24 protein-coding genes and 2 pseudogenes are annotated in these 24,393 nt (G+C 40.1%); 14 read left to right on the forward strand and 12 right to left on the reverse strand.

Annotated elements, in window-relative coordinates; genetic code table 11:
- The first annotated feature begins 72 nt into the window (after positions 1 to 72).
- Positions 73 to 1,101, forward strand: coding sequence for a class I fructose-bisphosphate aldolase (locus N6A79_RS01065; RefSeq protein ID WP_268546645.1), 1,029 nt, complete (start codon positions 73 to 75; stop codon positions 1,099 to 1,101).
- A gap of 125 nt (positions 1,102 to 1,226) precedes the next feature.
- On the opposite strand, the gene N6A79_RS01070 is transcribed toward N6A79_RS01065, so the two are convergent.
- On the reverse strand, positions 1,227 to 1,733 hold the full coding sequence (locus N6A79_RS01070; RefSeq protein WP_268546646.1) for a GNAT family N-acetyltransferase: 507 nt from the start codon (positions 1,731 to 1,733) through the stop codon (positions 1,227 to 1,229).
- Between the two features lie 619 nt (positions 1,734 to 2,352).
- On the opposite strand from N6A79_RS01070, the gene lptC reads away from it, so the two are divergent.
- The 9 genes from lptC (at position 2,353) to N6A79_RS01115 (ending at position 8,968) form a co-directional block, all read left to right on the forward strand.
- Entirely contained in the window at positions 2,353 to 3,018 is a 666-nt protein-coding gene (lptC, locus tag N6A79_RS01075; RefSeq protein WP_268546647.1) for an LPS export ABC transporter periplasmic protein LptC, read from the forward strand.
- Positions 3,019 to 3,093: 75 nt separating this feature from the next.
- The gene (locus tag N6A79_RS01080) at positions 3,094 to 3,666 is read left to right on the forward strand and encodes an LptA/OstA family protein (RefSeq protein WP_268546648.1); all 573 of its coding nucleotides are present in this window, start codon (positions 3,094 to 3,096) and stop codon (positions 3,664 to 3,666) included.
- 40 nt (positions 3,667 to 3,706) lie between these two features.
- Positions 3,707 to 4,486, forward strand: coding sequence for an LPS export ABC transporter ATP-binding protein (gene lptB / locus N6A79_RS01085; protein WP_442784263.1), 780 nt, complete (start codon positions 3,707 to 3,709; stop codon positions 4,484 to 4,486).
- A 520-nt stretch (positions 4,487 to 5,006) separates the two neighbouring features.
- Complete coding sequence (locus tag N6A79_RS01090; protein ID WP_182418506.1) at positions 5,007 to 5,294, forward strand: integration host factor subunit beta; 288 nt, start codon at positions 5,007 to 5,009, stop codon at positions 5,292 to 5,294.
- The gene (locus N6A79_RS01095; protein ID WP_262079513.1) at positions 5,291 to 5,602 is read left to right on the forward strand and encodes a LapA family protein; all 312 of its coding nucleotides are present in this window, start codon (positions 5,291 to 5,293) and stop codon (positions 5,600 to 5,602) included. Before N6A79_RS01090 ends, N6A79_RS01095 begins: the two co-directional genes overlap by 4 nt.
- Before the next feature lie 205 nt (positions 5,603 to 5,807).
- Positions 5,808 to 7,001, forward strand: a complete 1,194-nt coding sequence (locus tag N6A79_RS01100) for a class I SAM-dependent methyltransferase (RefSeq protein WP_442784264.1) — start codon at positions 5,808 to 5,810, stop codon at positions 6,999 to 7,001.
- Positions 6,998 to 7,849: a TrmH family RNA methyltransferase gene (locus tag N6A79_RS01105; protein ID WP_182418508.1), complete on the forward strand. Its 852-nt coding sequence runs from the start codon at positions 6,998 to 7,000 to the stop codon at positions 7,847 to 7,849. The genes N6A79_RS01100 and N6A79_RS01105 overlap by 4 nt, the downstream gene beginning before the upstream one ends.
- Positions 7,846 to 8,325: a signal peptidase II gene (lspA, locus tag N6A79_RS01110; protein WP_182418509.1), complete on the forward strand. Its 480-nt coding sequence runs from the start codon at positions 7,846 to 7,848 to the stop codon at positions 8,323 to 8,325. Before N6A79_RS01105 ends, lspA begins: the two co-directional genes overlap by 4 nt.
- Positions 8,326 to 8,410: 85 nt before the next feature.
- A complete protein-coding gene (locus tag N6A79_RS01115) occupies positions 8,411 to 8,968 on the forward strand; it encodes a hypothetical protein (protein ID WP_268546650.1) in 558 nt (185 codons plus the stop codon).
- 17 nt (positions 8,969 to 8,985) lie between these two features.
- Here the strand turns inward: N6A79_RS01115 and N6A79_RS01120 are convergent, their stop codons facing one another.
- Positions 8,986 to 9,783, reverse strand: coding sequence for a hypothetical protein (locus N6A79_RS01120; protein ID WP_268546651.1), 798 nt, complete (start codon positions 9,781 to 9,783; stop codon positions 8,986 to 8,988).
- A 157-nt stretch (positions 9,784 to 9,940) separates the two neighbouring features.
- Here N6A79_RS01120 and N6A79_RS01125 point away from each other — a divergent pair, with 157 nt between their 5' ends.
- Positions 9,941 to 11,254, forward strand: coding sequence for a dicarboxylate/amino acid:cation symporter (locus N6A79_RS01125; RefSeq protein ID WP_182418512.1), 1,314 nt, complete (start codon positions 9,941 to 9,943; stop codon positions 11,252 to 11,254).
- 89 nt (positions 11,255 to 11,343) lie between these two features.
- Here N6A79_RS01125 and N6A79_RS01130 read toward each other — a convergent pair whose 3' ends face one another.
- Positions 11,344 to 12,234: a LysR family transcriptional regulator gene (locus N6A79_RS01130; RefSeq protein WP_442784241.1), complete on the reverse strand. Its 891-nt coding sequence runs from the start codon at positions 12,232 to 12,234 to the stop codon at positions 11,344 to 11,346.
- Positions 12,235 to 12,358: 124 nt separating this feature from the next.
- Here N6A79_RS01130 and N6A79_RS01135 point away from each other — a divergent pair, with 124 nt between their 5' ends.
- Entirely contained in the window at positions 12,359 to 13,348 is a 990-nt protein-coding gene (locus tag N6A79_RS01135; RefSeq protein WP_268546652.1) for an aldo/keto reductase, read from the forward strand.
- 144 nt (positions 13,349 to 13,492) lie between these two features.
- Here the strand turns inward: N6A79_RS01135 and N6A79_RS01140 are convergent, their stop codons facing one another.
- From N6A79_RS01140 to N6A79_RS01175, 8 genes and pseudogenes are all read right to left on the reverse strand, one after another.
- Positions 13,493 to 14,167 (reverse strand): methionine ABC transporter permease, encoded by a 675-nt coding sequence (locus N6A79_RS01140; RefSeq protein ID WP_182418514.1) that lies wholly within the window; start codon positions 14,165 to 14,167, stop codon positions 13,493 to 13,495.
- Positions 14,160 to 15,194 (reverse strand): methionine ABC transporter ATP-binding protein, encoded by a 1,035-nt coding sequence (locus tag N6A79_RS01145; protein ID WP_268546653.1) that lies wholly within the window; start codon positions 15,192 to 15,194, stop codon positions 14,160 to 14,162. The genes N6A79_RS01140 and N6A79_RS01145 overlap by 8 nt, the downstream gene beginning before the upstream one ends.
- On the reverse strand, positions 15,194 to 16,015 hold the full coding sequence (locus tag N6A79_RS01150) for a MetQ/NlpA family ABC transporter substrate-binding protein (protein WP_442784242.1): 822 nt from the start codon (positions 16,013 to 16,015) through the stop codon (positions 15,194 to 15,196). The genes N6A79_RS01145 and N6A79_RS01150 overlap by 1 nt, the downstream gene beginning before the upstream one ends.
- A gap of 256 nt (positions 16,016 to 16,271) precedes the next feature.
- Positions 16,272 to 16,649 carry a DUF6867 family protein gene (locus tag N6A79_RS01155; protein WP_268546655.1) on the reverse strand — a complete coding sequence of 126 codons (378 nt, stop codon included), beginning with the start codon at positions 16,647 to 16,649 and terminating at the stop codon, positions 16,272 to 16,274.
- 63 nt (positions 16,650 to 16,712) lie between these two features.
- Positions 16,713 to 17,462 (reverse strand): ABC transporter ATP-binding protein, encoded by a 750-nt coding sequence (locus tag N6A79_RS01160; protein WP_262079521.1) that lies wholly within the window; start codon positions 17,460 to 17,462, stop codon positions 16,713 to 16,715.
- 29 nt (positions 17,463 to 17,491) lie between these two features.
- Positions 17,492 to 18,400: pseudogene (locus N6A79_RS01165) on the reverse strand (ABC transporter ATP-binding protein); the annotation flags it as partial.
- 14 nt (positions 18,401 to 18,414) lie between these two features.
- Positions 18,415 to 19,407 (reverse strand): annotated as a pseudogene (gene livM / locus N6A79_RS01170) (high-affinity branched-chain amino acid ABC transporter permease LivM); the annotation flags it as partial.
- A 613-nt stretch (positions 19,408 to 20,020) separates the two neighbouring features.
- A complete protein-coding gene (locus tag N6A79_RS01175) occupies positions 20,021 to 20,935 on the reverse strand; it encodes a branched-chain amino acid ABC transporter permease (protein WP_182418518.1) in 915 nt (304 codons plus the stop codon).
- A gap of 395 nt (positions 20,936 to 21,330) precedes the next feature.
- On the opposite strand from N6A79_RS01175, the gene N6A79_RS01180 reads away from it, so the two are divergent.
- Complete coding sequence (locus N6A79_RS01180; protein ID WP_182418519.1) at positions 21,331 to 21,621, forward strand: hypothetical protein; 291 nt, start codon at positions 21,331 to 21,333, stop codon at positions 21,619 to 21,621.
- Between the two features lie 288 nt (positions 21,622 to 21,909).
- Positions 21,910 to 22,191, forward strand: coding sequence for a DUF6694 family lipoprotein (locus tag N6A79_RS01185; protein ID WP_182418520.1), 282 nt, complete (start codon positions 21,910 to 21,912; stop codon positions 22,189 to 22,191).
- A gap of 135 nt (positions 22,192 to 22,326) precedes the next feature.
- Here the strand turns inward: N6A79_RS01185 and N6A79_RS01190 are convergent, their stop codons facing one another.
- Positions 22,327 to 24,375: a M3 family metallopeptidase gene (locus tag N6A79_RS01190; protein ID WP_268546656.1), complete on the reverse strand. Its 2,049-nt coding sequence runs from the start codon at positions 24,373 to 24,375 to the stop codon at positions 22,327 to 22,329.
- Positions 24,376 to 24,393: the final 18 nt, after the last annotated feature.

The raw sequence follows: 24,393 nt of genomic DNA on the forward strand, positions 1-24,393 counted from the left end.
GCCTTATGAAAGCATATTTGTTCTGCCTATCATTACCAAAATCATATAATTAACTCTTATAGGAAGCCGTGAATGAGCGAACGTATAGCCGATATTGCCAAAAAATTGGTGGCCACTGGCAAGGGTATTCTTGCGGCCGATGAAAGCAACAGCACAATTAAAAAACGCTTTGATGCTATTCATCTTGAATCAACAGAAGAAAATCGCCGTGACTATCGCGAGATGTTATTTTCCGACAAAGATGCGATGGAAAATTATATTTCTGGCGTTATTCTTTATGATGAAACTATTCGTCAAAAGGCTTCAAATGGCCAAATGTTGACCGATCTCATCAATGCAGCAGGATCAATTCCTGGCATCAAGGTGGATGAGGGGGCAAAGTCACTCGCACTTTTTGCCAATGAAACGATTACCGAAGGGCTGGATGGTTTACGCAATCGCTTGCAAGAATATTATCAATTGGGCGCGCGCTTTGCCAAATGGCGAGCGGTAATTGCTATAGATTGCAAAAGCCTACCAAGTCGTGGAGCAGTGTTACAAAATGCACAAGCTTTGGCACGCTATGCAGCACTTTGCCAAGAAAATAATATAGTACCAATCGTCGAGCCAGAAGTGCTCATGGATGGCGTGCCGGGGGATCACTCGATTGAACGCTGCTATGAAGTAACCAAATTTGTACTTCAACAAGTTTTCATCGCTTTAAATGACGCAAATATTGCCTTAGATGGTATGATATTAAAACCTAATATGATTATTGATGGCAAAAAAGCCCGTAAAGCATCGGTTGAAGATGTTGCGCAAAAAACCGTGCAGTGTCTTAAAGAAACCGTGCCAGCGAGCGTTGCAGGTATTGCGTTTTTATCAGGCGGGCAGGGTGACGTTGAGGCCACAGCCCATCTTAATGCCATGAATGCAATTGGAAATTTACCTTGGCCACTTAGTTTTTCGTATGGTCGCGCTTTGCAAGCAGCAGCAATTAAAGCTTGGGATGGAAAGGCGCAAAATGTGTTTGCTGGTCAAAACGCCTTTACCCACCGCGCCAAAATGAACTCCCTTGCTTCATTGGGTAAGTGGAGTGAAGCAGCTGAAAGTGATAAATAAGCAAAAATAACTGGGTTGAATTTTGGAAATACAGTGTTTAGCTTTTAAAAGCGCTGTTCTCAAACGGCGCTTTTTATTTAAAAAATCGTATTTTTGAGGGGTTAAACTAAACGCAGGACTTATTTTTACTCTTGGAAAGGATCCTCTTTTACCAATACAAGCCAATCAACATTGTCCAATGTGAAACGTCCTGCTTCACTAAAACCTATCTTTTCGTGGGCTTTTAATGACGCAATATTGTCAAGATTAATAAATGCTATAGGCTTTCCCGTATTTAAAGAGCAAATCTTGTCGCATAATTTGGCAAGAAGTCCTTGGCCACGATAATTTTCGTCAATACAAACAGGACCGTAGAACCAATCATCTTGGGTTAAATTAGGATAAAGCTCTACAATTTTTTTAGCAACAGGTGGCAAGCTTTCAGAACTTACCGAGAAACTAAAAACAACACCGGCAACCTTATCACTTTCTTGCGCGATAACTGTGTTTAGGCTGGTTTTGAACATGCCTTCAACTTTTTTTAGTGGATATTCGCCAAAAAGCCCACCATGATTGGATTGGGCATTTTTTTGCAATAATGGTGCCACATGCTCGCAATCTGCAAGGACCATTTTACGTGTAGTAATATTCATTTTTGCCCTCATTGTAATTTATGATATTTAAAAACAATATATGGATTGTACAAAATATATTTACATTACCGTGTTTATACACCACTCACTCCAGAAATTGAAATGGTAAAGCTATAGTTATGGGCTGTGCTTGTTTTTGATTCATATTTTGAAAAAAATGAGCTGATTTTTAAAAAATATCTCTAAATTTTATACAAGTTTTTAAAATAGCAGCAGTAAAAATCAAAATATGGAATGAGGCGAAGATAAAAATTTCGCATATATAGGCGTGTAGAATGAATCCTATCCATCATTATTGATCTTTAAATTTCAATTAATTTATCACACAAAAATACCGCTTTTGTGTTATACAATTCTAGCAAGAACATTATTCATATTAATATAGTTTCAAGTTTTTATTGTTACATGAGCGTTACGAGAATAGCATTGGCTTATGCCCCAAATTTATCCCTTGCTGTTTGGCAGAGCACTATTGATAATAGGGGCGCTAACTATAAATATAAAGAAAGGTTTAATTGAGTGAATTATTAATATGGAGCATGAGCAATTAATAATTCCTTGTTAAAGAGATTATAATTATTATATCATAATATAAAAAATTAATATGTAAGAGGACCGCGTGGACGATCGTCAAAATAGCGATAGCAGTATTTTTTCAACAAGTGTCAAAAAGGATAGTGTCTTTTTGGCAGCTATGAAGCATTCCAGTAGGGTAAAATTTATTAAAATTCTTTTACCGATTATTGCTGTGATGATTGCTGCGGTTTTTGCATGGTTTACATTTTTTGCCGCCCGCCCAACAGCGGATGTTGTTGCGCTTAATACTGATGGCAACGACAAACTTGTCATGACTAGCCCAAAAATTGAAGGCTATTCAAAAAGCCAAAAGCCTTACTCATTCAATGCTAGTCGCGCAGTGCAAGATCCACTAAAACCGGGCCTGATTGAGCTTGAAGATATTACCGCTAAAATGCCACTTGGCGAACGGGCCGAAGCTGAGGTATCTGCCATTGGTGGGATTTATGATAATATTAATGGTCGTATGGTGCTTGAAAAACCTTTTACGGTTACAACCAGTGATGGTGTCAATGCTAGTTTTAAGTCAGCGGATATCAACATTGAAACAAGCCAATTAACCACAAATGAATCAGTGGAAATAATTCGCGACAGAGAACATTTGACGGCTGATAGTTTAAGTATTAAAGAAAATGGACAGGTCTTTATATTCAACGGCAGAGTCCAACTGGTTATTGCGCCGCAAGAAGCAGGTAATAAAACACAATAACACTATGTTATGGAACACCAAGTTATGGAACATCAAAATATGGGTGGTTCGTGCCCAGTGAAGGAGCGTCAAAGAATGCTGAATATTTGCACTCGTCATCACCTGGGTCGTTTGGCTCTAATTGTGGGATGTCTTTTTACGCTTGCGCCAGCTGCAATGGCGCAGCAAGCTAATTTTGGTCTTAATCTGTCTGGTGGCAAAGAACCTATAAAGATTGATGCTGACAACCTTGAAATGCGCGACAAAGAAGGCCTTGCTGTATTTACCGGCAATGTCACGGTTATCCAAGGTGATCGCTTGCTTAAAGCTGGTAAAATGATTGTCTATTACGCTAAGCCCGATGGTACAAAGCCACAGCAAGCAGCAAGCGGTGGACTTGGATCGAGCGGCATTGAAAAAATGGAAGTGTCAAACAAGGTCTATATCAAGCAAGGCACGCAAATCGCGACGGGTGATCAAGGTGCTTTTAATGGTAAAACCAATGTTATGATTTTAACGGGTAGCAATGTTGTTCTAACCGATGGTGATAATGTTGCGACCGGTTGCAAATTAACTGCCCATATGGATAGCGGCAAGGCTTTTCTCGAAAGCTGTTCCAATCAACAGAAAAAAGGCCGTGTCTCTGTTATCATGAACCGCGCGGAATAAAGTTATAGTAATGCAGCAAATTGTTGAAGAAACAATCGAAATCGAACGCAGTGATGAGCCCGTTGACCAAGCAGATAACGCCAGCGTTAATCGCTATAAAGGCACACTGATTGCGCGTAATTTGAGTAAAACCTATCGTGGGCGCGCGGTTGTAAGTGATGTATCTTTTGGTGTGCGCGCCGGCGAAGCTGTTGGCATTTTAGGACCTAATGGTGCAGGTAAAACTACTTGCTTTTATATGGTAACTGGTCTTGTTCCTGCGGATGGTGGCTCAATAGAAATTGATGGCTTTGACGTTACCACCATGCCCATGTATCGTCGCGCTCGATTGGGCATTGGCTATTTGCCTCAAGAAGCATCGATTTTTAGAGGGTTGAGTGTTGAAAATAACATTAAAGCCGTTTTGGAAGTTGTTGAAAAAGACAAGAAAAAGCGGGCACTGCAATTAGACGAATTGCTTGATGAATTTAAAATCTCGCATTTGCGAAAATCCCAAGCAATTTCCTTGTCAGGTGGTGAAAGACGCCGTCTTGAGATCGCGCGTGCGTTAGCTTCAAAGCCGAACTTCATGCTGTTGGATGAGCCTTTTGCCGGTATTGATCCGATCGCAATTTCTGATATCCAACAATTGGTCCGTCATTTAACGCGCCGTGGTATTGGCGTTTTGATTACTGATCACAATGTGAGAGAAACATTGGGGTTGGTTGATCGCGCTTATATTATTCATTCAGGTCAAGTGCTCACTCATGGTTCTCCTGACGAGATCGTGGCAAATGCTGACGTGCGTCGCCTCTATCTTGGCAATACATTTTCTTTGTAAAAGCTAAATCATATTTTACGATGCTTCGATTGCTTAGACAGTTTGCTCAGATTTGGCAAGCTGTTTGACTTTTGTCAATTTATCAAGCGTTGCATTCATTGAACATTAGAAAATATTGACGAAATATATCAAAATTTTAATAAAGGCATTGACGGATAAACACCTTGTCTTCATAAGTCATCCGCAAAGTTTATTTTGTTTTGAATACAAAATAGTTTATCAATTTATGTAAGTGGATCATCTCGAAAATATTTTTAAATTTTTGCAGTTTAAATTGCTGTAAAGCTGTTACTTTTTGTGGTTTTTAATTCAGGTACTTCACAGTGCCGGCAAATTGTTTTAAAAGAAACATACAAAATTATTCATTGGTTAAATTGCTGATTCACATTAATGTGATATTTGGCAAGTTGATGCCGGGCCATGATCGTACAAAAAAATTAGACTGAAACACCTACATTTTACTTAAGCATTTATGCTAAAATAACATGAATATTATAATTCGCTGAAACGGAGATTAATTGTGATAAAATCGGAACTCGTGCAAATCATTGCCAGCCGTAACCCGCATCTTTTCCAGCGCGATGTTGAAAACATTGTCAGCACAGTGTTTAACGAAATTTCCGATGCCTTAGCTGAAGGAAACCGCGTCGAACTAAGAGGCTTTGGTGCTTTTTCCGTAAAAAATCGCCCATCACGTGTGGGGCGCAATCCGCGTACCGGCGACGCTGTTGAAGTTGAAGAAAAATGGGTTCCATTTTTTAAAACTGGTAAAGAATTACGCGACCGTTTGAATAGCGAAGACGAATGACTTTTAAACGTATCATAGCAGCAATTATCCTTATTCCATTAGCCATTATTGTTGTGGCCTTTATGGTTGCCAATCGAGCTGCCGCCACATTGGCGCTTAACCCTTTTGATAGCACTACTTGGCATTTTACTTTGCCATTTTTTATCTGGCTATTTTTGTTCTTAATTATCGGTATGATCATTGGTGGGTTTGCAGTTTGGTTTGAACAGCATAAATACCGCAAAGCCTTGCATGAATGCCAAAATGAATTAGCAGCACAAAAGGCAAAAAATCGCAATCATGATCTCGATATTGCTGTTAAGTCATAAAATATAGTCGCAGATAGGCAGTGTTGAACATATTTTTGCTATTTAACGAGTATTTAAAGTAAGCGCTTTGGCTTAGACATAATCTGGCTTTTATTGACGTTAAACTATCATGCGGGCCTATGCCCGCATCATTCATTTTAAATAAGTTTTTAACCATCCAATTACAGGCAATATTCTGGTGAAATCTAAAAAAGCCCGACCATCAATGGAAAAGCAAAAAGTGGCAAAAGATAAGCCAAAATCTTGGGATAAACAACGTCCCTCACAGGCCAATTCATCTGCAAAAGCAAGGTCTTTTCAAAATGGCCAACAAAAGCCCCGCGATAGACGCGATCAGGCTAGCTTTAGTGAGGATAATAAGAACCAATCACATAGCGGTAAGCCGAGACGAGCAGAAAAGCCTGTCGAGAGTGGTGACAGCGCAACCACTACCGCACTGCCATTTGATAAAGCAACACTCTTTAATGCATTATCCAACATAGAGATTGCCAAGGTGGAAGGTGAGCGACCATTAGGAAGTGCACCGCTTATTCTTGAAACCCTTGCCGATAATGATTACGCATTGCTGGATAGTGGCCATGGTTTAAAGCTTGAGCGTTATGGTCCTTATAAGATTATCCGCCCTGAAGGCCAAGCCCTTTGGCAGCCAAGCCTTGATATCAAGGAATGGGAACAAGCCGACGCCATTTTTACCGGCAATACCGATGAAGAAGGTTTGGGGCGGTGGAATTTTCCCAAAACCCCACTTGGTGAAACATGGCCTATGGCATGGAATGGTATGCCATTTTTAGGCCGTTTCACGTCATTTCGCCACGTTGGTGTTTTTCCTGAACAAGATGCCCATTGGCGTTTTATGGAGCAGCAGATTATTGATGCTAAACGGCCAGTAAAAGTGCTTAATCTATTTGGCTATACGGGGGTTGCCTCATTAATTGCCGCACGCGCCGGCGCTGAGGTTACTCATGTCGATGCGTCAAAAAAAGCCATTGGTTGGGCACGCGAAAATCAAGAAGTTGCCGGTCTTAATGACAAGCCAATCCGTTGGATTTGTGAAGATGCGATGAAATTTGTCGAGCGTGAAGCAAGGCGCGGCAAGACCTATGATATTATATTGCTGGATCCACCGGCTTATGGCCGTGGGCCACATGGCGAGGTTTGGCAATTATTTGACCATTTACCGCAAATGGTTGCGGGTTGTCGCGATATTTTATCTGATAGACCTTTGGCTGTCGTACTCACTGCCTATTCCATCCGTGCGTCATTTTATGCGATTCATGAATTAATGCGCGACCGTTTTCGCGGACTTAAAGGCGAAGTTCAATCAGGTGAGCTTATTTTACGTGAAGAACAGGCAAAACGCGCCCTATCAACCTCATTATTTAGCCGTTGGATTGCATGATGAATAATTCAAGACCAAGAACCGGACAAGTAAAAGAAATTACCAGCCTTGCCAATCCAATTATCAAGGATTTAAAAGCGCTTTCTTTGAAAAAATTCCGCGACCGTGAAGGTATTTTCATAGCTGAAGGCTTGAAACTGGTTATTGATGCGCTTGAACAGGGTTGGCAAATTCGCACATTGGTATTTGCAAAATCTGGGCTTGGTAATCCAGCGATTGAAAAAGTGGCAGCACGCACCGTTGCAAGTGGCGGACTTGTTATTGAAGCAAATGACAAGGTTATAACATCAATTACGCGGCGTGAAAATCCGCAAACGGTTATTGGTGTTTTTGAACAAAAATGGCAGCCATTAGATCAGTTGAAAGCTGGCCGTGATGATCTCTATATTGCTCTTGACCGTGTCCGCGATCCTGGCAATCTTGGCACAATTATTCGTACTGCCGATGCAGTTGGGGCACGTGGTATCGTCTTAATTGGTGATACAACCGATGCTTATTCTTTGGAGACAGTGCGTGCGACTATGGGATCAATTTTCTCAGTACCGCTTTATCGTGCTAAAGAGCCAGAATTTCTTAATTGGCGCAAAAGCTTTAATGGCGACATTATCGGCACCCATTTAAAAGGCTCGGTGGATTATCGCACTATTTCCTATAAAAAGGGGCCAATCATGTTAATGATGGGCAATGAGCAACAAGGATTGCCCGACAGTCTTGCTCAAAGCTGCGATAAGCTTGCACGTATCCCACAAGCAGGACGTGCAGATTCGTTAAATCTTGCGGTGGCAACGGCGGTAATGCTTTATGAAATGCGCCGCAATGTTTTGGTATTGGATGAGCGTATAGCATGAAGAAATCAGCATTATGGGGTGGGATAATTTTTGTCGCCATTTTAGTCGCGCTTGATCAAGTGATAAAACATCTTGTCGTCACCCATATGGAGCTTTATCAAGCTATTGATGTTTTGCCGTTTTTAAAGCTTTTTTACACGCAAAATACTGGTATTGCTTTTTCAATGTTGGCATCTTTCCATGATTGGGGGCTTATTGCCTTAACTATTGTGGTTATTATTTTCGTTATATTTTTATGGCTGAAGGGCGATAAGAATAAACAGCTCGCTAATATTGGTTATTTGCTGGTGCTCGGTGGTGCCTTTGGCAATTTAATCGACCGTGTGCGTTTTCATTACGTGGTGGATTATATTCTTGTTTATGCCTATGGCTGGTCTTTTGCAGTTTTTAACGCCGCAGATGCTTTTATCACCATTGGCGCTGTGCTGATTATTCTCAATGAATTATTTGGTTCAAAACCAGTTAAAAAGACTTAATTTTTTTTAAAGTGAATTTTATACCGCTTGTTATTTGGGTCCTAATTGTTATCCTCAAAAGGATAGGTATTTAGGGGATGCATCTATGCGTAAAATTTTAACAGCGATAATTCTTTCAATTTCCTTTTTTACCTTTAGCATTATTGCCCCATGTGCCAAAAGCCGTGAATGCACTGACCATGAACGACTAGCCTTTTATGATGATGTCATGCTGAGCCGTTGGCTTTTTAAAGGGCAGATTATTGCTGAAAATAGTGAAACTACAAATACAGACATCTATCTGGAAGCAAATGAAAAACAGCGCCTTAAATTTAGCTATGCCGGGTGTGCATCATATTATTGCATAAATGTAACAGGCGTGAAGGGTGACAAAACATCTATTGTTGTCTTTGTAAACTATTTTATTCCTCCAGCTATTATTGATGAAAATTCAAAGGAATATATTTATGAGGGTAGCAGCACTATTTTTATTACAGATAACGATTTTTGTACTTTTCAAAATACTATTGATGAGGAAAATGGCCAATCAGTTCATATGATGAACTTGAATAAAATAGTTCAAATGGCAAGAGTAGATGTTGAAGACGTTTATGAAAAATACAAAAGCGGTAATTTAAAAAAATTTGAAGATTTTACTGACTGACATTTACGAAGAAAAAGTCATTCATAAATAAAACTGCCATCATAATCGCGGCGCCAATTTCTTGAAATCGCCTGATAAAAACTTATGCCCCACAACCAAAAGAATATAATGAAAGTTAATAAGAAATAATGAAAAGAAAGTTTTTCATCTATGACTTTCAGCATTGCATGAAATGCCTCGACATTGCTTCCAGAAATATCAAGATCATTATTGTCCATAAAATCAGTTGTTTCCGATGATACGAACTGTGCCCGATATAGATCTAAAGGGGCCAGTGACGAATAGCTTTGCTGATAAACACTTAAAAATTGATCAAAAGACAAAGGTTTGCCCAGTTTGTCAACAATTGGCTGCGCCACCAGTTGATTGTCAATTTTATGATAAGTAGGTAAAAATAAGAAAATATAAAAGCCAATATAAAGAACAATGCATGGTAAACTTACAACAAGCATTATGTCGCGGATGAACTCTCTTGTTATGCGTGGTTTAAGGGTTAAACACCGCGCTTCCAAATAAAGCAGTAAGACAAGGTATGCCATTAAAGCGCAAAAGACTAAAATAAAGAGGCGAGACCACGGCTGATCGGGAAAGGGATTTAAAACATACGGCAATAATAGGCCAAGTGTCAAAATTGCAAAGACTAACCAGCCGATAATCAATACAAACCGCTTATAAAAAGGCACAGGCAATTGGTTGGTGCGTTTAAAGCCGATGAATAGCCAGAACGCAAATAAGAGTATAAGATAGATCAATAATTCTAGCCCCGATTTACTGACAGCCGTGAATAGCGGCCCACCAAGCGATGTTGTCCACATTATTCATGGCGAATAAGTGGCGAAATAATGGATAAAATTTGATTTCAATCAATAAGCTGCTATGCGACTTTTGATCAAATTGCTTTTTTCTTGTATTTTATTGATAAAAATGTCAATTGAGGAAAATTTTGCATTTCAGTTGGATGAGGAGATTTATATGGCAATTGAAATTGAACATCTAGTTTCAACAAAACCAAAGCCGAAAATATACAACCATCTTTATGTTCAAGTGGTTTTTGCTATTGCTCTTGGTATTGCAATTGGTCTTAAATGGCCAGATCTTGGCAAATCACTCGAACCATTAGGCACTGTATTTATTGCTTTGATTAAAATGATCATTGCTCCCGTTATCTTCTTAACCATTGTTGTTGGTATTGCTGGCATGAGCAATCTTGCGAGTGTGGGGCGGGTTGCTGGTAAAGCTTTCATTTACTTTTTAACTTTTTCTACCCTTGCTTTGATCATAGGCTTAATTGTCGCTAATGTGTTCCAGCCAGGTCATAACTTTCCAACCGCCATTTCAGATGCTGATAAAGTTAAAGCATTAAAATATGCGGCCGATGCGCAAAGTATTTCAATTATTGATTTTTTTAAAAGCATAGTGCCTAAAACATTAGTATCGGCATTTACTGAAGGCAATTTACTACAAGTTCTTTTGGTTGCTATTTTATTTGGTATTTCGCTTGCATCAATTGGCGAGCGCGGCAAGCCCATTCTTACGTTTTGCCAAAACCTTATACCACCTGTTTTCAAACTAGTTTCAATCATCATGCGCGCTGCGCCAATCGGTGCATTTGGTGCTATCGCCTTTACTGCAGGTGCATATGGGTCAGAGGCTATTTTCCGCCTTGGCTATCTAATTTTATTATTTTATTTAACTTCGGTTTTATTTGTTGTCATCATTCTTGGTGCTGTCTGCCGCTATAATGGCTTTTCAATTTTCAAGCTTGTGCGCTATATCAAAGATGAGCTTTTACTTATTCTTGGCACATCGTCATCGGAATCGGCACTTCCATCTCTAATGGATAAAATGGAAAAAGCTGGCGCAAAAAAATCAGTGGTTGGATTGGTTGTACCAACGGGTTATTCGTTTAACCTTGACGGCACCAATATTTATATGACTTTGGCTGCTTTATTTATCATTCAAGCCTATGGTGTTCCTGTTGACATTTGGCATCAGCTTGCTCTTTTGGGGGTTGCTATGGTGTCATCAAAGGGTGCGGCTGGTGTATCTGGTGCTGGCTTTGTTACCCTAGCTGCAACGATTGCCATGTTCCCAACCATTCCTGCTGAAGGTCTTGGCCTTATTCTTGGTATTGATCGCTTCATGTCAGAATGCCGTGCGCTTACCAATTTTACTGGTAACGCCGTTGCTTGTGTTGTTGTTGCCAAATGGGAAAACGCTTTGGATCAAGAACAGCTTCATGCAACTCTTGACCGCAAAACTGCCCCTGATGCAGTTGCATCATAAGCAATTTAACTTTTTATAAAAACAATCATTAAAAAAAGCGGCAGCCTTAAACCAAAGGCTGCCGTTTTTTTAGGTAAAATCAATTATTATTATCTGCGACGATAACGAATATGGTCGATAAAAAGATTAAAGGCCTGCATATGCTGACGCTTGCTAGGATAATAAAGGTAATAGCCCTCAAATGGCTCACACCAATCATCTAATACTCGAATAAGCCGCTTTTGCTCAATAAATTCCAATACGAGATCTTCAGGAATATAAACAAGGCCTGCGCCATCGAGTGCAGCATTTACCCGCAACTGCAATTGGCTTAAAGTTAGTTGACCATCAATATGAACATTTAAAGCGCGACCATTTTTTTCAAATTCCCATTGAAAAAAGCCGCCCGTTGTTGCTGAGCGCATATTAATGCAATTATGGTGGACAAGCTCGCGCGGGGTAACAGGTTTGCCATAGGTTTCAAAATATTGCTGTGTTGCAACAATTGCCATGCGTTGTTTTGGGCCGATTTTAACCGCTACCATATCTTGATCAATCGCTTCTCCAAAACGCACACCAGCATCAAAGCGATCTCGAACGATGTCAATAAAGCTATTGTCAACAACGAGCTCTATTTTAATATCAGGATATTTTTTTAAAAATGCTGTTATCGCCGGCTGCAAGATTGTCATTGCTGGATGCTCACCGGCTGAAATTCGAATTGTACCGCTTGGTTTATCGCGCATTTGCTTTATATTATTAAGCTCTTGTTCAATATCGTCAAAACGTGGCACCAAGGTTGCCAATAATTTTTCTCCTGCTTCGCTTGGTGATACGCTGCGTGTGGTGCGCATAAGCAATCTAATCCCTAATCGCTCTTCAAGATTACGTATTGTTTGACTAAGCGCCGATTGCGATACTCCAAGCTTTGCGGCGGCTTTAGTAAAGCTTTTCTCATGAGCAACAGCAATGAAGGCCACAAGGTCATTTAAATTTTCCATATTAATAAGTACGCCTTATAAGCTTTATCCAATTATACCCTATTATAATTAATTATAGCATCATTTATATCTTAGTCATAGAGCAGCTAAAAATAAAACTGCACCAACCTCATTGGAGAAAATCATGCAAAAGCGCTATTTAGGAAAAAGTCGATTAGAGGTTTCGGCCCTTGGTCTTGGTTGTATGGGTTTAAGCTTTGGCTATGGTCCTGCCACCGATAGAGCAGAGGCCATCAAACTTATTCGTACAGCTTATGACAAAGGCGTCCGTTTTTTTGACACCGCCGAAATTTATGGGCCATTTTTGAATGAAGATGTTGTTGGCGAAGCCTTGCAACCATTTCGTGAAGATGTAGTCATTGCCACTAAATTCGGCTTTGATACTGAAAATGCCAATGCTTTACAAAATATGGATAGTCGGCCAGAACATATTAAGCGCGTGGTTGAACAGTCATTAAAGCGTTTAAGAACTGATTATATTGATCTTTATTACCAGCATCGTGTTGACCCCAATGTGCCGATTGAAGATGTTGCCGGCACAGTAAAAGACTTAATTGCACAAGGCAAAGTGCGCCATTTTGGTCTTTCCGAAGCAGGATGTGAAACCATACGCCGCGCCCATATGGTGCAAGAAGTAACCGCATTACAAAGCGAATATTCCATGTGGTGGCGTGAACCAGAAAATGAGATCATTCCATTATTAGAGGAGCTAGAAATTGGCTTTGTACCTTTTAGCCCATTAGGCAAAGGCTTTTTAACTGGCAAACTCAATTCACCAGATGATCTTAAAGAAAATGATTTCCGCTTATCGGTACCGCGTTTTGCCAAGGAAGCTATGGAAGCCAACCAAGGATTGCTTGATGCTATTCAAAAAATTGCACAAGATCATAATGCCACACCCGCGCAAATCGCCCTTGCATGGTTACTAGCCCAAAAACCTTGGATTGCACCTATACCCGGTACAACAAAAATATCGCGCCTTGAGGAAAATATTAAAGCGGTTGACGTTGTATTATCCCCCGCAGCCTTAAGCGATATTAAAACCGCTCTTGATGCGATTGAAGTTGTTGGCGCGCGTTATCCTGCCCATTTACAAGCACGTGTTGGCAAATAGGCCTTATTATTGGCTGTCTAATCAAACCAATTACCCAAAATAGGGTAATTGGTTTTTATTGCTTAATAATTAAACTGCAACAAAGCATGTTTATAGCAATAATGTTCAATGCATTTTAAATTTGGTAAAAGCCTTTTTGCAGCTTTAACGTTTGCTATGATCATATTTGCGCGAAAGATGATCACCAAACCACTGCACGGCTACATTCAATGCAATGAGTATAGCGACTACAACCGTCATAACGTCACTCATATCGCGTTTATAACCATAACTAATGGCAATTCTACCCAAACCATTACCGCCAACAAAGCCAGTAATAGCACTGGCGCTAATAATAGCAATGATTGTAACAGTAAGGCCGGTAATCAAGCTAGATTTTGATTCTGGAATGATCACTTCACGGATAAGCTGCATACGTGTTGCGCCCATCGAGCGTATTGCATCAATAAGGCCTTTATCAATATTGCGGAATGACAGCTCGGCCATTCTTGCGTAAAATGGTATTGCTGATATGGCAAGCACGAAAATAGTTGCTTCATTACCAAATGGCTTACCTACAACAAACCGCGATACAGGCATCAAGTAAACAAATAGAATTATCCAAGGAATGGCTCTTACCGCATCGACAAGAGCACTCACGGGTCGATTAAGCCAAGCATTTTCAAAAAGACCATCCTTACTTGTCACATAAAGATAAAGTCCAAGCGGTAGCCCAAATAAAAGCACAAATAGACCTGACCAACCAGTCATCCAAAAGGTATCAAGAATGGCTTTAGGAACTTCGTCATAAATAATCGAAATATTTTCACTATTAAACATAGCCCAAAACCTCGCAATGGTCTGCTCTTTGCTTTAACCAATTCATGGCAAGGCTAAGTCGATTTTTATCTTTTGCATCCGCTGCAATGAAGAAAAGGCCTATAGGCTCATCTTGAATTGTATCAATACCACCTTGCAAAATGCGGGTGACCATGCCAGTGTCATTGGCAAGATTATTGAAAAACGGTTTGCGCGCTTCATCACCGGAAATATGCAATTCTATAATCGCATCGTCTCCACGGGTTTGATGTAATTTAGCCGCAATGCTGCTTGGTAATTGTGGCGTTATGACTTGTAAAAGAGATTGTGTCGTTGCATTTTGTGGGCGAGCAAAAATATCTTTGACAAAGCCTTGTTCTACTATTTTTCCGCGATCAAGTACAATAAGGCGATCAGCTATAGAGCGAACAACTTCCATTTCATGGGTGATGAGAATAATAGTAAGTTGCATTTTGCGATTAATTTCGCGCAAAAGCTCAAGGATTGATTGGGTTGTTTCAGGATCAAGGGCAGAGGTTGCCTCATCGGATAATAAGATGCGAGGATTACCTGCAAGTGCGCGGGCAATACCAACGCGCTGCTTTTGGCCGCCGGATAATTGCACCGGATACATTGTAGCTTTATCAGCAAGTCCAACAAGTTCTAGCAATTCATTAGCGCGAGCAAAACGTTGTTTGCTATTCATGCCAGAAAATTTCAGCGGTAATGCAACATTTTCAATAATTGTCTTGGAAGATAATAAATTAAAATGTTGAAAAATCATGCCGATTTTTTGGCGAATTTTACGCCATTCATTGTCGCTCAATTTGGAAATATCTTGCCCTTCAAAATAGATATGCCCTTGATCAATGGTCTCAAGACCATTGAAACAACGAATAAGGGTTGATTTTCCAGCGCCACTACGGCCAATTATACCAAGGATTTCGCCTCTATTAACTGTCAATGAAATATCATCAACCGCCGCCGTTTGTGCAAAATGGCGACGGATGTGCTTCAGTTCTAAAACTGGGGTTGTTTGTAATGTCATTACCACGTCGTTGCGTAATTGATACCAAAGATGCGCTTAAGTTCAGCGCGCGCTTGTTCGCTGTGATAAGCAGCGACTAGTTTTTTAACCCAAGGTTCATCCTTATCGGCAGTGCGTACAACAATAATATTGGTATATGGGTTATTTTCTGGCTTCTCCCACGCAATACCATCTTTTGCGCCATCAAGACCAGACACTAAAGCCCAATTTGTGTTAACCACAGCAATATCTAAATCTGCGATAGAACGGCCAAGCATACCTGCATCCATTTCAACAAATTTCAATTTTTTTGGATTGTCTTTGATGTTGTTTGGCGTTGCTAAAATATTTTTAGGGTCATCAAGAGTAATCAAGCCATGTTGGGCAAGCACGAGTAACGCACGCCCCTCATTTGATGGGTCATCAGGAATACCAACGCTGGCACCTTCCTTTAATTCGTCAAGGTTTTTGAACTTGCGCGAATATACACCCATTGGAAATAAAGCAGTATCACCTGCGATAGTTAGTTTATAGCCGCGTTGCGCAATCTGCGCGTCAAGGTAAGGCGTATGTTGAAACGCATTGGCATCTAAATCACCGCCATTAACAGCTTCATTTGGAATAGCATAATCATCGAACATAACAAGCTCGATATTAAGGCCATCTTTTTTAGCAACTTCAGCAGCAACTTTCCAGACATCTGCTTCTTGACCATCCATCACGCCAAGCTTGATGGTGGTTTTATCTTCAGCATGAAGCGAAGACATGGTCGTGCCAACCATACCTAGTGACAATATCATTGCTAAAAGTGTACGGCGTTTAAGTGCAGTAAAGAATGCCATGGAAATGCTCCTTTGTAATGGCCGGTCATCATTGCCGGATTTATCTGCATAATTGTGCGGCTATAGCAAAAAACCAAGAAAGAAAAAACGATAAATCTGTTATTTTGCAATAAGATTTTACAATTAATCGCTTTTATCGATAGTTTTTTTCTAATCTATGGTTAAAAAACAATATTGCTATTAAAAATGATAAAAATATTGCCAAAATAAGACTCGCTTCACATTTCAACAAATGGTTTGTTTAATAGTTCAGTTGTCACTTTTCACTATAGGAAAGTGGGGAAGTTTTTTTATAAAGCCAACTATATTGGCGCACCATTTGATTTACTCGTGTTTGGCGATAGCCAAGGGCACAAAAAATGAGCATAACCACAAGGTCAACTAAATAATAATGCAGCGATAAAAATGTTGCATGATAAGTGATATTTCCATTGTCGGCTTCGTAGTAAGGAATGACATAATGCAAAAAACGAATGGCTACAGCCAATAAAACCATATAGGCAAGCGCAATGCTAATATTGCGCCAAGTAAGGGCGCAAGCACGTCCAGTCATCCACGCTGCACCGCCACCTAATATTACTGTAATGATGAGAAAATAAACTATCGAGGATTGCTCGAATAAAATGCCTCTCATTTGTTTTCTCCTTATGCTTGTCTTTGGTATTTTACTATTTTTCGCAAATTTTAATTGGTAAATCTAATGATGGCCGCCTTCCAAATACGCAGCGCGCACTTGTGGGTCTTCTAATAATTCACGGCCACTGCCACTCATCGTAATAACACCATTGACCATAACATAGGCGCGGTCAGCAAGACGCAGCGCACTAAAAGCATTTTGTTCAACCAAAAACACTGTAAGACCAGTTGTCTTGTTTAAATCCTTAATGGCAGCGAAAATTTGCTTGGCAATAAGCGGTGCAAGCCCAAGCGAGGGTTCGTCAAGCAAAAGAAGGCGCGGCCTTGCCATTAATGCACGTGCAATCGCCAACATCTGTTGCTCGCCGCCCGAAAGTGTACCGCCGCGTTGGTGCAAGCGCTCTTTAAGGCGGGGAAATAGTGCAAACATTTTTTCGACATCTTCATCAAAATAAGCCATATTATCAAGGCTTGCACCCATTTGCAGGTTTTCCATTACGCTCATACGTTGGAAAATGCGTCTTCCTTCAGGGGATTGCGCGATGCGTAAACGCGCAATTTCATGAGATGGCAATTTTGTAATATCTTTACCATCAAATATAATACTACCACTGCGAGCTTTGGGCGCACCAAATATAGTCATCATCAAAGTTGATTTACCAGCGCCATTGGCACCAATAAGGGTGGCAATTTCACCTTCATGCACTTCAATGTTAACATTTTTTAAGGCTTGGATAGAGCCATAAAAAGTCTCAACATTATTGACCTTGAGCAGCAGTTTCTTATCATTCGTTACTTGACTATCTTTCATCGTGCTGCGTCTTTCGTGGTCTCGTCAGTTTCTTCAATCAGCTTATGAACGAGTTCATCGGTTTTATCACTACTGTGTGTATCTTGTTCATCAATCCACAAATCTTCAATTTCTTCATCATCAACACCAAGATAGGCGGCAATAACTTTAGGATCGTTTTGGACCTCCAGTGGTTTTCCATCCGAAATTTTTGAACCATATTCAAGAACGATAACATGGTCGGATATTTCCATAACCACGGACATGTCATGTTCAATAAGCAAAATGCTGGTGTTGTAGTCTTTTCTTATTGAAAGCAGCAATTTATTAAGTTCAAGCGACTCACGCGGATTTAATCCTGCAGCAGGCTCATCAAGACATAAAAGCTCGGGATCTGTACACATGGCGCGAGCAATTTCCAAGCGCCTTTGGTCGCCATAAGGCAAATCACCTGCAGGATCATCAGCGCGGTCAATAAGGTCAATTTTTTCAAGCCATTGTGCGGCTTTATCAAGGGCGTGTTTTGCTGCAGTTTTATAAGATTTAAGGCCTAAGAGGCCAGAAAGGCTAAAGCCAGAGGCTTGCATTAAAGTGTTATGCTGCGCAACAAGCAGGTTTTCAAGTACGGTAAGCCCAGTAAAAAGTCTTATATTTTGAAATGTGCGGGCAACCTTTGCCTTTTTGGTTATTTCAAAATCAGCAAGACGTTCCAATTTTAGTGTCTTGCCGCTTTTTTGCCGCATCGACACCATACCACCCGTTGGGCGGTAGAACCCGGTAATACAGTTAAAAACGGTTGTTTTTCCTGCGCCATTAGGCCCAATCACTGCTGTGATTTCACCACGTTTTGCACTAAAGCTTAAATCATCAATGGCGATAATACCGCCAAATACCATGCGTAAATGTTGGACATCAAGAATGATATCATCTTGATTAATTGACTTTTCTTGTTGGGACATTGTTAGATTTTTCATCAACCATTTCCCTCTTTGGTAAAATTACCAGAAATATTTTTCTTTTCTTTTAAATAGGCACTCGGTTCGCGTCCACTTACAAAGCCACGTGGCCGCCAAATCATAATAAAGACCATAGCAAGACCAAACCACAACATACGATATTGAGTAGGATCAAAACCAGGACCAAATACCATTTGTACCGATGGAATACTGCGCAAAGCTTCTGCGCCGCCAACCATAATAATAGCAGCGATTGCAATGCCCTTTAGCGAGCCCATGCCACCAAGGACAACAATGGCAAGAATAATGATCGATTCTAAGAAATTGAAGCTTGTATAATCAATCATGCCTTGACGTTGCGCAAAAAATGCACCGGCAATGCCGCCGAAAAAAGCGCCTGTGGCAAAAGCAGATAATTTGGTTGTAACTAGATTTATACCAAGTGAACGGCAGGCAATTTCATCTTCACGCAAAGCTTCCCAGGCTCGTCCAATAGGTAATTTTTTTAAGCGAGTGATAAAAATAGCCATTGCGATGACAAAAAATAGCACAAGATAATAAAGGAAAATTTTAAAATAAATTTGGCTATTTATGAGACCAAAAATATCGGCAAAGCTTTCCTTGCCACGAGCAAAAGAAATACCAAAAAAAGTAGCTTGCGATTGCACCTTAACGCTATTGCTGCCGCCGGTAACGGATTCCCAGTTTTGTAAAACAATACGGATAATTTCGCCAAAAGCTAATGTAACAATTGCTAGATAGTCGCCGCGCAGTCGTAAAACAGGAAAGCCGAGCATCATACCCCAAAGAGCAGCCAAAATACCTGCAAGGGGAAGACACAGCCAGAAAGAAAACCCGAAGTGATTGCCAAGCAATGTCACCGTATAGGCGCCAACAGCATAAAATGCGACATATCCAAGGTCAAGCAATCCAGCTAAGCCAACAACGATATTAAGCCCCCAAGCCAATATCACATAGATGAGGATATAAATACCGTAATTATCGATAAAAAACGATGATTTTTTAAAAATATCAGCTAGTTTTGGCTCACTTGTCGAAGATAAATAAGCAAATATATAAATAAGGAAAATAACTAAAATTGGATAGAGAATAAGCAGAATAGAAACTGATTTTCCTCCTGCTTTGGAAAGGCCGTTAGATATAAATCTCAAGACCTGATCAGTCGATTTTTGGCCAAATCTTGAAGACGATCGTATTATGTTTAGAAAAATCAATAGAACAGCAAGTATTATAGCAATTATGGCTAATTGATTTATTTGGGCTGAAAAATCGTAAAGACCTTCTTGGCTTGCAGTTACATACCAAAGCCAAGCACGATACCCAATAAACAATGCAAGAACTGGTATGATCGCAGCATATGTTCCACGTGACCCGCCGCCAAATAGCACCCATGTAAAGCGTCCAATAGCTGCAATAGCGATATAATTGACCAAATAGCCAATTTGTGGGGTTAAAACCAGTTGGTTTTCAAGATCATAATCGGCATTAAAACCAATAATGAATAGAAATAGAATAAAGGCAATACCGCCAGTTAATAAACCTTGCTTTAAAGCATTGGAAAAGCGTTCTGATAACATATTTTGATTGGATAGGTCTGACATGTTAGACTTTCTCCACTTCTGGACGACCAAGAAGCCCAGTGGGCAGGAAAATCAACACTATGATCAAAATCATAAATGTGGCGGCATCCTTATAAGCAGGGTCAACATAGGCTTGCCAAAATACTTCAATGAACGCAATTAAAATGCCACCTAAGACAGCACCCGGCAAAGAGCCGATGCCGCCTAAAACAGCTGCAGTAAAAGCTTTGATGCCGACAATGAATCCTTCGGTAAAGGAAATCGTACTATAGTAGATTAAGAAAATAACACCGGCAACGCCAGCAAGTGCGCCACCCATAATAAAGGTTATTGAAATTGTACGATCCACGTTAATACCGAGCAGAGACGCCATTTTTGCATCTTGAGCGCAAGCTCTTTGAGCGCGCCCTAGCGAAGTTTTGGCAACTATAAACGAAAAAATTGAAAGCAATATAATTGTAGTTGCGACAACAAGAATTTGTTTATATTGCAGGGTAACGGTTGTTCCAGGGATAAGAAAACCACCTGAAATTTCACCGGTAAAGGTTTTGGGTCGCAAACCTTGGAATACTGGTACAAAATTTTGCAGTACAATTGACATACCAATAGCGGTAATAAGCGGAGCTAGGCGAAAAGATCCACGTAATGGGCGGTAGGCCACGCGTTCAATTGTCCAGCTCCAAGCTGATGTAAAAAACATCGTGACTAGCAACACAACCACCAACGCAAAAGCCACGGGCAATGCTGTGGGTAGCAAGGCAAGCAGCATAAACGAAATTAAAGCAATAAAACCGCTCACCATGAATACATCACCATGGGAAAAATTGATCATTCCTAAGATGCCGTAAACCATCGTATAGCCAATAGCTATCAAGCCATAAATTGCACCAAGAGCAAGCCCTTGTATCAAAGCTTGAAGGAAGTAATTATAATCCATAATATCAATTTCCTGATTGCTTAAATAGTTCATCAGTGTCTTGGAGCTTATTTGGCTCGCTCATTTAAGCATATAGCATTTTTTCATTTGCTGTTTGTACGTCACTGTTGGGCGATGTTCATAACAGATACGTCGTTTCAATCAATAAGTTTGCACTATTTTCATGTTAAAAAATACAAAAATATCCGTAATTAGGTAGGATTTTTTGCAAAATAGCTAAATTAATGCCTCATTTTGAGAGAAAATTACACAAAATAGGCATTTTAGCTAATTTTCTACGAGTCGGTTAACCGGTAACCATTTTGTTATTGTTTGCTGTTTCAACAGCTCTTGTCAAATCCCTTGTGCTTTCCCAGATATATATAAGGTTAAAAATTTTATTTTAGGAGTTTGCAATGAGTATTTTTGAGCGTGAGCAATCCGAAGTTGAAAAACTAAAAAAGCATATTACAAATTTGCGCGAAGAGCTTAATGCTCTCACTCAAAAATCTAAAGATATGCATCTTCTTGATGATGCCCATGAGCTTGGAGAGCGCTTGCGTCAGCATGGCCGCAGGGCAGCCCACGAAGTAGCTGATCAGGCTATGATTGTGCGTGATAAGGTGAAAGAAAATCCTAAAACAACACTTGCTGTTGTTGCAGCGATAGGGTTTTTGGCCGGTGCTTTTTTCTGGACACGTAGATAGAGTTTTTTTTAAGCGAATTAGGTTGGATTTTTAAATTTAACCGCTTTATTATTCAAAAAAGCTTATAGATTGCCTTTTCAATCTATAGGCTTTTTTTAATGATGCAATTAAAACTTGTTTTTTTGCAAAATAGATAATGGGAATTTATTAGAATAATTTAAAAATATTCTATTTATATTTGAAATATAAAAATAATTGTTCATTATATTTATTCTCACTTGAAAAAAGAAAAAAATTCAACCTTATTGATGAGGTGTGATTAAATCCTTTATTGAAGAGATTAAAAGAATGAAAAAATTTTTAGGTCTATTAGCCGTTGCTTTGATGGTAAGTGCATGTGGTAGCGAGCCTACCATTGATATGAGTGACGCAACAAAAGCAACTGAATCAACTCAAAAAGTTGTCGAAAAACTTTCTGCAGAAGACAAGGTTAAGTTTCAGCAAGCAGTAGCAAAAATTATGGCTGACATTATTGCAACTGGTGAAACAGACCAAGCTAAAATGGAAGCTGCCTTAAAAGATAAGATTCAAGGTAAAACAGGTAAACAAATTATTGAAATGAATAAATAATATTTTCTAACTTATAGGCCCTGTTAAATCAAACAGGGCCTATAAATAGTTTTATCGGGCGATAATTAGTTGAAAATTTAATTACCATTGGTGTTTTAAATTATTTTCTTTGCAAGAAAACTATGATGATACGTTTCATAATCCCCGATCACGCATCATCGCATCAGGCGTTGGCATACGCCCACGAAACTCTTTATAAAGAGTTTCAGGATCTTTGCTACCGCCTGCCGAATAGATATATTTCTTTAAACGGGCAGCAAGCTCACTGTTAAACGCATCGCCTGTTTCTTCAAAAGCTTCAAAAGCATCGGCATCCAAAACTTCTGACCACATATAGGAATAATAGCCGGCACTATAGCCATCACCTGCAAAAATATGTGCAAAATGGGGTGGACGATGGCGCAGCCCAATAGCTTTTGGTTGGCCCGTGGCAATAAGTTGCTCTTGCTCAAATGCGGATGGGTCATTTACCTCGCCGCCCTTATGGAAAGCCATATCAATCAAGGCTGATGAAGTGTATTCCACGGTTTCAAAACCTGCATTGAAGGTGCGTGAAGCAAGCACTTTTTGTAATAATGCATCGGGGATGATTTCACCAGTCTTATAATGGCGGGCAAATTTTTCTAGAACTTGCGGCACCGTCAACCAATGTTCATAAAGCTGTGAGGGCAGCTCAACGAAATCACGCGATACTGATGTTCCGGAAACCGATGGCCAAGTAACATCTGACAAAAGCCCATGCAATGCATGACCAAATTCATGGAAGAGGGTGCGGGCATCATCTAAAGATAAAAGAGCTGTCTCACCTTCTGGTGGGCGGGCAAAGTTCATCACATTATAGATAATTGGCTTTTCACCACCAGCTAACTTATGCTGGGATTGTAAGGCGCTCATCCATGCGCCAGAACGCTTGCTAGAGCGCGCAAAATAATCGCCAATGAAAAGACCTTTGTCCATACCATTTTCATCGCGAACAATAAATAGCCGCGCGTCCTTGTGCCAGAGCGCCACGCCTTTCTTTTCTTCAAATTGCAAACCAAAGAGGCGATTGGCTGTATATAATGCAGCATTGATGATTTCATCAAGTTGCAAATAAGGTTTAAGTTCGGCCTCATCAAAGGCAAATTTTTGCGCCTTTAATTGTTCAGCATAATAGCGCCAATCAGAAGCTTTGATTTCACCATTATCGCCTTGTGATGCAGCTAAATCTTGCAGCTCACTATATTCTTCTTCAGCCTTAGCTTTTGCTTTTTGCCAAACAGGTAATAAAAGATCCATAACATGCTGCGGCGTTTTGGCCATGGTATTATCAAGCTTATAATCAGCAAAGGATTGATAGCCTAAAAGCTTTGCCTTTTCATCACGCAGCTTTACCGTTTCGCGAATATTGGCGCGATTATCATGATCACCATTATTTTCACCGCGTTTTATCCACGCTTCATGGGCTTTTTCACGCAAATGGGCAACTTTTGAAAAAGTTAAAAATGGATCGATAATGGCACGGGATAAGGTAAGGGCATAGGCATTATCTTTACCGCGTTCTTTGGCGGCTTCGCGCATTGCGGCGCGTAAATCATCTGGCAGTCCAGCAAGATCGTTGTCACTTTCAAGGAAAAGCACCCATTCAGCTTCATCGTGTAAAATATTTTGACCAAATTGTGCGCCAAGCATAGCAAGCCGCTCGTTGATTTTGGCAAGATGTTTTTTGTCTTCACTGCCAAGGCGGGCGCCATTGCGTGTAAAGCCTTTCCAAGACTCCTCAATAACCCGTTTGGTTTCTTCATCTAGACCCAAATTTTCGCGATTTTGATAAAGATGGTCAATTTTTTTAAAAATGCGCTCATCCATTAAAATATGCGATGAAAAGCGCGATAATCTTGGAGCAAAATCTTGCTCTAATGCGCGGGTAACTTCATTGGAATGTGCGCCCGACCGCATCCAAAAAATAGAGGAAACGCGGTCAAGCATATTGCCAGATAGTTGAAAAGGAATAAGAAAATTTTCTACGGTTGCCACTTCGCTATTTTGGGCTAACGCCTCAATTTCTGCTTCTGCTTTTGTTAAAGCAAGGTCAAAAGCAGGTTTAAAATCATCATCACTAAAGCTTGAAAAATCAGGAAGCCCCTGAAAGCCCTGCCATTGGCTAAGAGCTTTCAAACCATGATCATTTAAATCTTTTGTCATTGTAATCGCTTTTCTATA

Origin of the sequence: Bartonella sp. HY761 (assembly GCF_026743145.1) — a bacterium.
GTDB lineage: Bacteria > Pseudomonadota > Alphaproteobacteria > Rhizobiales > Rhizobiaceae > HY038.